Here is an 8,279-nt window from a genome sequence, read left to right as displayed (position 1 = left end):
TTACCCGCGAACAATTTCATGCACTGTGTGAAAATCGAAATCCCGCAACCGGCGAACGGATGACGCAGCGGCAACTGAAGGAGGACAAGCGCCGGGTGTTTTACGATTTCACCTGCTCTCCGCCCAAATCCGTATCGGTGCTGGCGGTGACATTGGACGATCAGCGATTGGTCGAAGCCCATGAGGAATCCGCGCGCATTGCGTTCCGTGAACTCGAAACCTTCGCCGCAACCAGAGTCCGCAAGCAGGGCAATCAACGTGACCGCACAACGGGCAATCTCGTGGCCGCGTCATTCGTGCATAACAGTTCGCGTGAACTGGACCCGCAGTTGCACACGCATTTCACGGTGTTCAACGCCACGTTTGACGAAAGTGAACGGTGCTGGAAAGCCCTGCAAGCGGGTGGAATGTATGACGCCATCCGTTACGGCACGGCGGTTTATCGGAACGAACTGGCCCGCAGAGTCCGCGCCATTGGTTATCAAACCGTTCCTGCCAAGCATGGATTTGAAATCGAGGGTGTGAACCCGGATGTCCTGAAACGCTTTTCCAAACGCGCGCAGCAACGGGACCAGGTGGTTCAGGAGATGGAACAAAAGCTGGGGCACAAACTTTCCAATGATGAAATCTCCCATGCAGTGCATCAGAGCCGGGCGAAAAAGATCAAGGGCATCTCGACAATGGCAGTGCGCGAACGGCAACTGGCGCAATTACAGCCTGATGAATTACAAGCGTTGCAGAAACTTTCGGCGTCGGTTCAACGGACTGGTCAACCGCACCTCGCCGGACTGGAAAACCAAACATTGAATCACGCCGTCGCCCATGTGTTCGAGCGCAAGTCGGTCGTGCGGGAGCATGAACTGTTGAACGTGGCGCTGTCGCAACGTCCGGGCGAAGTCGATTTGCCAGCGTTGAAAACTGCGGTGAAGTATTCGGCGGAATTGATCAAAACCGAACGAGGACTTTCCACGCGGCAGATTTTGTTAACGGAGTTGGATTTGATTCAGACGGTCAATGCCGGATGTGATGCCGTCGCGCCATTGCATCCCGGCTACCGGCCCGCCGACTGGTTGGGCGAGGATCAGCAACGGGCAATTTACCATGTCCTTCGCACCAGTGACCGCATCACCGGCCTGCGTGGACTGGCGGGCAGTGGCAAAACCACGGCGTTACGCGAGTTGGTCGCCGCCTGCGCCGAAGCGAAGATTGAACCGCTTTTCTGCGCGCCGACAGCGGCAGCAACGGATGTCTTGCGGAAAGAGGGCTTTGAAGCTGTGACGCTGCAAAGTTTGTTGCAATCGAGACCTGTGCTGTCCGCCCGTCACCTGGTTGTCCTGGATGAGGCCGGGGCGGTGGGCATTGACGACATGAAACGGATTTTTGACATGGCCAGAGACGCGCGCATTGTGCTGTCAGGTGATACCGGCCAGCACGCTTCGGTCGCCCGTGGCGATGCGCTGCGGATTTTGGAGAACCATTCGGATTTTCAATCCGGTCAACTGACACGCATCCGGCGTCAGCGACGGGCCCAGTATCGCAAGGCGGTTGAACTAGCGGCGCAGAAACGAACGGCGGAAGCGTTCGCACAGTTGGAACGGATGGGGGCAGTAGTGGAACTTCCCGACAACCAGCTTCACGACTCCGCCGCGCAGTGCTATCTGAAAGCATTGAAGCAAAACCAGTCGGCGTTGCTGGTCGCGCCAACGTGGAATGAAATCGAGGCGGTGACGGACAAAGTTCGTACTGCGTTGAAAACGTCTGGCCGTCTGGCCGGCGATGAAAAGGAGTTTCAAGTTTTCGATTCGCTGTCGTGGACGGAAGCGCTGAAGCGCGACACGCGGCAATACAGTCCCGGCATGGTGATACAGCTTCACCAGCGAAAAGCTGGTTTTGATAAAAGCGAAATGGTTGCGGTGGTTGCCGTCGAGCACGACGCCTTGAAAGTCCAACGTGCGGACGGTTCCGAAAGTGTTTTCCCTTTGGGTTCAGGCTCCGCCTTGTTTGACGTGGGGGAGAAGCGGAAATTGAAAGTGGCAACGGGGGACAAGTTGTTGCTGCAATCGAACTGGCAGAAGAAATTTGTGAATGGCGAGTTGGTGGAAGTGAAGGCCATTCAAGGCGGCGCGCTCGTGCTGGCCGATGGCCGGGTAATTCCTGAAAAATATCGCGCGTTCACCCACGGCTACGCCGTCACCTCGCACGCCGCCCAGGGCAAGACGGTGGATGAAGTGCTGGTCGTCGCGTCGTCGCGTTCGTTGCCCGCCGTCCATCAGGAACAGTTTTACGTCAGTATCTCGCGCGGACGCGAACGCTGTCAAATTTTCACTGACGACAGCGATTTGCTCCGCTCGCACGTCACTCATTCTAGCGCCCGGCTGGCGGCGGTGGAAGTTGTCCCGCACGTTCACCACCGAAAATTCCTCCAGAGCGTTTTGCAGCGCGGTCATCGTTTTCTGAAACAGTTCCGCCAACGGATTTCGCAGCGCAGAGACATCGAACAAATCCGCAAACCATCTTATGAACACCAACGCCAATCCCGCCGAAGCATCAGCGTCTAGCTCACGCGACAATCCCTGTTACGGCAGTGATCCAACTGTGGCCACGCTCAACGTGTTTGCTGACGATGAGCGCAGCTATCAGTTGCCTTACGCGCAATTCCTGTATGCGGAGCTGATCCCCAATCCTGTTCTGGACAAGAATGCCGATGCGCCGCCCGAACAGTTGCTGATCTGTTTTGCCACGGGTGAAGTCACTGTGTTTGGCAGTGGTCTAAAATCACTTGAACGGGCGATCCAAAAGTATGAATTGAAATTTGTGAAGGCGGCTGACCGGCGTTACGCGGCCGCACTGAAAACCCATGTCGCCGCCGTAGTCATCGATTTTAACAAGGAGACACCATGAATCGCGAAGTAAATGAAGCACTTGCGGCAAAGGGGAATGGCAAACCGGATCTCATTTCCGCGCAGGCCAAGGAACTGCTCAACTTGCGGCGACTGCCGGCTATGCTCAACATACAGCAAACCGCCGTTCTACTGGGCCTGGCCGAGCATGACGTTCCGGTGCTGATTGGCGTCGGCTTGCTCAAACCGCTGGGCGACCCACCACCCAACGCGGTGAAGTATTTCGCTTCCATCCAAGTCCTGGAACTGGCGGGTGAACTTTCACGCCTGTGCAAAATCCGCAACGCCGTTTACGAGTACTGGCGGGGAAAGAACGCGGCCAAGTCCAAGCCGCGTTATTCCCGCAACGGTCATCGCTGATTTTTTCAGTCGCGATAACAATCGCAGTCATGTTCACAACCAGGCGGCTCGTAGTCCTGTCCAATTAAAGGAGGGAGTGGTTCGGGTGGCGGTCGTGACAAACCGAGCGGTAGATAAATAACGGTGACAGACGGAACATTCGTGCCGCGCTTTCCCGCCAGCAATTTGCGCCGCAACCCGCCGCACAACACCCAAATGAGGAACGTTATGCAAAGGTGGGAGTTATGCGCAGTTCTCCGTTGAGCGAAGCAAGGCGATGGGTGCAATCGTGGCGCGAATCGCCTCGTCGATTGTATGGCTCGGCTGCGCCTGTCAAGGTTGTCCGCACCACAGACGGGCGCTGCGCGCCGGGTTTTGTTTTGGCGGCTCCACCTTGACAGTGCTCGCCGAGCCAGGGACGTGGCGATTAGGATTTCGCGCCGGGACTTGTGGCCACAGGGGAACGCGACTGGAGAACTTGACATAATTATAGGTTCTCGAGGAAGCGGAGAAGCTTGTCATCGGGCCGGAATGAACTTCTCTTGCTCTTCGGCGAGGACACCTTTTCCAAAGCCTGCTTCTTCATAGCCAAGCTTGCTTCCATGTAAAGGTGAGTGGTTTTGGGAGTTTCGTGACCAAGGAACAGGGCGATGACTTCCGTGGTGATGCCTCCTTCCAAAAGCCCCATGGCCATCGAGTGCCGAAACGTATGAGGTGAGATGGACCGCTGCCTCAGGGCAGGCAGTTTAAGCGATGCTCGTCGGACCAGTTGCTTGAGTTGGTAGGCAGCACCAGCGCGGGTCAGGCGTTGTCCAAAGCGGTTCGGCAACAGTGGGGATTCCGAGTTAAATCGATTCTCTCGAATCCACTGGCGCAATCCCCTTTGGGTCTGACGCCACAGGGGAAGGCTCCGCTGCTTGCGTCCCTTGCCCAACACCTGAACTTGCTTGCCACCTGCCCCGATGTCCATCACCCGTAAGGCCAGAACTTCGGAGATTCGTGCGCCGGTGTTGTACAGGAGCAGAAACAGGAGATGATCTCGACGACCAGTCCACGTGTCAGTTGTCGCGCTTAAGATGGCCTCCACTTCTTGGCGGTTGAGAAAACCGCTCATCACCTGGACATAACGCTTGAACGGAATCGCAAGAATGCGCGCCACGCAGACCGGCAGTTCCGGCCCCAGCCAGTCGCTCAGGTAATGCACGAAGGAACGAATGGCTGCCAGGCGTGCATTCCGCGTTCGGATGGTGTTGCCACGTTGACGTTCCAAATCGTCCAGGAAGCGAAGGACCGTGTCCGACGAGAGGATCTCCAATGGGAGAGTATGACTGCAGCGACGGTGGGCCTTGCGCAGATAGTTCAGCAGGAGGCGAAAGGTGTCGCGGTAGGCTGTGATCGTGGCGTGGCTCACGTTACGTTGCGCAGACAAGTATTCGCTAAAAAAGCGTTGCAGCCAGGGAGTTAATTCAGGTGTGGTCATGGTCGGGCGATTTGAAATGGCCGAGGGCTTCGGTCAATAATTGTGGAAACGCACTGAAGTACCAGTAAGTGTCTCGAATCTGAGTGTGTCCAAGGAAACGGGACAATATCGCAAGTCGATGGACGGCGCCTCTTTTGCTGGCCTGCCAGCGTTGCAGAACCCGACACGCAAACAGGTGACGAAGATCATGCAGCCGAGGTGGACGCCGGCTATACGGGATGCCCGCTCTTAATTGAATGAACGATCTCCTCACCACAGTGTAGGTCAGGCCAGTACCGCGGTTGGAAACGAAGAAGTGCTCCGCGAGCGGAAAAAGCTTTTGTCGACGACGTGCGTAAGCCAGCAAGGGGGGAAGCGTCGACGGATGCAGTGGCACCAGCCGGCGCTTGCCACGTTTGCTCTCGCGAACGACCACGACCAAATGCTCCAGGTCCACATCGCTTGTTTTCAAATTCAGCGCTTCGGAGATCCGCAGTCCGGTGCAGGCCAACAAGCCGACCAAGGTCTGGATGGTGCGCGGTCGCAGCCCGCCCTTCAGACGACCGGCTCGGCGTAGCAATAGTTGAACTTCCGCCGAGCTGTAAAGGTGCGGGGGATTGCGGCGATAGGCCGGGCCAAACAGGTGGCGCGGCGGCACCTGAGTTCTGGGTTCAGTCAGTAGAAGGTGCTTGGCAAATCTGCGAACGCTCTCCAAGCGCCGAGCCCAATAAAGGCGTTCTGCTTTTCGCGGCAAGCATGCCCAGCGTATCGCCAATTCAGTGGTCAAGGGGCCGCGATGACCCAAGCCATCGGCGTAGCGAGCAAAGTTCAGGAGTCGGCACCCTTCGCTGTCGAGTTTAAAGCCCAGGGCTCGGCGATAAGCGAGGTAGGCTTGTGCTCGGGAAAGCATCGTCAGTTTCATTTCCTTATACTGGGCCAAGGCAGAGCGGCTTGGCGGAGTTCTTCGAGGTTGACATGAGCGTAACGCAACGTGGTTTGCAAGGAACTGTGACCAAGGACATCTGCGATCAACTTAAGACTGGCACCGCGCCGGTGGGCGTAAGCGGCCCACGTGTGCCGCAGGATGTGAGTTCCACGGGCGGCAATCCCGCATCGCTCAAAGGCGCGCCGAATCAGGCCTCGTACGCAATACGTACTAATCGGGCGCCCCACATAAAGCTTGTGATGCACGAAGAGTGCGCGACTCGCGGTGCGCGGACGCCCCTGCTTGAGGTAACTCGCAATGGCCTTGGCCACCGGGTCGGGCATGGACAAAAGCCGTTCCCGCCGCTGCTTGGTCCGGCCTAACCGCAGCGCTCTTGCCCGCCAATTGATGTCATCCAGAGTCAAGGCGGTTACTTCATGAGACCGTAACGCCAGCTTCGACAGGCAGAGAGCAATAGCGTAGTCCCGCTTGCCAATGGCAGTGACCCGCGGAAAATGTGATAGGAATCTTTGCCATTGATCGAAGTCCAGCGTCTTTGGAGGTTGCGCGGGTGGCGGAGTTGCCACACGCGGTACGGCACCAGAAAGCCCGACTCGGATGCGTCCTGAGAACTCCAAGAACCGACAGAAACTGCGCAGACTGACGGTCATCACGTGCCTTGATCCCGGTGACAAGTCTGGGACCCGGCTGGTTACAAACTTCGTCAGATCTTTGGCGCTTAACTGCAGCAGGTGGACTCGCCTCGTGCCATAACGCCATTTCAACAGGTCACGGCCGTGTTGTCGGCGCAGACGCCTGGTCGAGATAGCAAAACCACAAACCCGCTCCATGTGCCCGTCATATTCGGCAATCAACTGGGCAATCGTTGGACCTGGTCGAGACTGGGGAGTTATGCAAAGTCGGGTGACCGCGATTCGGCGGCGGGCTGGGACTGTCTTGGAGGATTGCTTGATCGCGTCGCTCGGCAAATGCCGCTGAGTTTGCATAACGCCGCTACCCTTCCTCTTAACTCAAGGCCAAGCCAGCGGCAACGCTTTTTCGGCAACAGGCGGCTTATTCGCAATCATCTCACTTTCAGCATTTGGCCACAAGTCCCGGCGCGAAATCCTAATCGCCAAGCTCCCCCGGCTCGGCGAGCACTGTCAAGGTGGAGCCGCCAGACGAAACCCGGCGCGCAGCGCACGTCTCTTCTGCGGACAACCTTGACAGGCGCAGCCGAGCCATACAATCGACGAGGCGATTCGCGCCACGATTGCACCCCTCGCCTTGCTTGGCTCAACGGAGAACTTCGCATAACTCCCACCTTTGCATAACGTTCCTTATCGAAAGCTTTCGATAAGGAACGGAATCGCAGCATACGTGAACAGCATGAAAAGGATGTCGCCATAGTCACGAACGATGCCGTCGAGAAAATCAAACACCGGCTGCAAGAATTCAGGGCCATTGATACGCATGTCGTCCTCCTTATGCGTTGGCGATTTGCACCACGGGTTCCGCAATCTTGCCTTCGGCAAACATTTTTCGCTGCCGCTCATATTCTCCGAGCGATGGGAGTTCCACCTTGGCTTTGCGGGCGTACGCGCGATGGACGGCCTTGCTATTGTGGCCGAGTGCCTCCTGTGCGAAGCGTTCGGGATAACCGGCGGTCTTCGCCCGTTCCGCCCAGGCATATCGGTAACTGTGCAACGTGACGCCCTTGATTTTGAGGCCGACACATCGTTGATGAAATTCCGTCGCCCGGTCGCCCGCCCGCACCGTTCGGAGATATGGAAACAGCGGGCCGCTGTCTGGCAACGAACGCAGAAGTTCTGCCATTTCCTCATCGAACCGCATCAAGGCAATCGAGCCGGTTTTTTTACGCGCGAAGCTGATGACGTTGTGTTCCCAATCAATGTTCTCCGCCTCAAGAAATGCAATGTCCGATTGTGCCGCGCCCAAATGCCACGCGAGTTGGTAAAACGCCTTGCGTTCAGGATTCAATTCACGGCTAACGATAGTCAGATGCTCTGCCAGGGTAATGCCGCGTTTGTCCTTGAATTTGATGGCGGGCCAACGCTTCTTCGGCAGCACCGGCCACGGCAGCCAGTTCATATCCAAGGCGAAGTTGTGAATGCGCCGCAAATAAATGTTCGTGGAGATCGAACCGTTCTCCAACACTTTCAAAAAGTGTTCGGCTTGGGTTTCGAGGACGACGAGATTGCGGAGGGAAGCAAACGCCTTGTCTTTGATGGCGGTCAACCAGCGATGTTGCGTTTCGCCAGTTTTGAGTTTGGGGATTTCGTCCATGACATGCTGCCATGTTCGTTGGGCGGCCACGGGATCGCCCGCTTTCCAATACACGCGCGCCAGATGCAGACTGAACGCAGGCGCATCTTCGTTTTCATTTTGGGCCGCAACCAGACGATAAGCTTCGTCCTTGTCGCGAGTCTTGAGGGTGGTCTGCTTCTTGGTAACGAGGTCTTCGCAGTAGTAGGTGCCCCAGCCACGGCGGAATACCCGGTAACGATTCTTCATGTTTCGATTCATGTTGTGAGCATGAACCGCCACGATCCGCCCGCGTTAGCGAGTTGTCGGCGAGTTACTTCAGTTTCACTCGAATGGTGACGGAGTTCGTCACTCACTGAAGAATCCACTG

The 8,279-nt window shown here is 56.8% G+C and carries 7 protein-coding genes; 3 read left to right on the top strand and 4 right to left on the bottom strand.

The genetic code is table 11. The features are described 5' to 3' along the window. From HY298_25770 to HY298_25760, 3 genes are all read left to right on the top strand, one after another. Positions 1–2,558 (top strand): relaxase domain-containing protein (locus HY298_25770; GenBank protein MBI3853667.1); only part of this gene is annotated, 2,558 nt, incomplete at its 5' end. 37 nt (positions 2,559–2,595) lie between these two features. After that, positions 2,596–2,901 (top strand): hypothetical protein, encoded by a 306-nt coding sequence (locus HY298_25765; GenBank protein MBI3853666.1) that lies wholly within the window; start codon positions 2,596–2,598, stop codon positions 2,899–2,901. Further along, entirely contained in the window at positions 2,898–3,260 is a 363-nt protein-coding gene (locus HY298_25760) for a hypothetical protein (GenBank protein ID MBI3853665.1), read from the top strand. The genes HY298_25765 and HY298_25760 overlap by 4 nt, the downstream gene beginning before the upstream one ends. Positions 3,261–3,726: 466 nt before the next feature. On the opposite strand, the gene HY298_25755 is transcribed toward HY298_25760, so the two are convergent. From HY298_25755 to HY298_25740, 4 genes are all read right to left on the bottom strand, one after another. Beyond that, positions 3,727–4,719 carry a tyrosine-type recombinase/integrase gene (locus HY298_25755; GenBank protein MBI3853664.1) on the bottom strand — a complete coding sequence of 331 codons (993 nt, stop codon included), beginning with the start codon at positions 4,717–4,719 and terminating at the stop codon, positions 3,727–3,729. Further along, positions 4,706–5,620, bottom strand: coding sequence for a tyrosine-type recombinase/integrase (locus HY298_25750; GenBank protein MBI3853663.1), 915 nt, complete (start codon positions 5,618–5,620; stop codon positions 4,706–4,708). Before HY298_25750 ends, HY298_25755 begins: the two co-directional genes overlap by 14 nt. Beyond that, on the bottom strand, positions 5,617–6,498 hold the full coding sequence (locus HY298_25745) for a tyrosine-type recombinase/integrase (GenBank protein ID MBI3853662.1): 882 nt from the start codon (positions 6,496–6,498) through the stop codon (positions 5,617–5,619). Before HY298_25745 ends, HY298_25750 begins: the two co-directional genes overlap by 4 nt. A 610-nt stretch (positions 6,499–7,108) precedes the next feature. Then, complete coding sequence (locus tag HY298_25740; protein ID MBI3853661.1) at positions 7,109–8,158, bottom strand: tyrosine-type recombinase/integrase; 1,050 nt, start codon at positions 8,156–8,158, stop codon at positions 7,109–7,111. Positions 8,159–8,279 lie beyond the last annotated feature (121 nt).

Source organism: Verrucomicrobiota bacterium (assembly GCA_016200005.1).
Taxonomy (GTDB): domain Bacteria; phylum Verrucomicrobiota; class Verrucomicrobiia; order Limisphaerales; family PALSA-1396; genus PALSA-1396.
The sequence above is the reverse complement of the archived record's forward strand: the minus strand, read 5'-3'. Positions and strand labels throughout refer to the sequence as shown.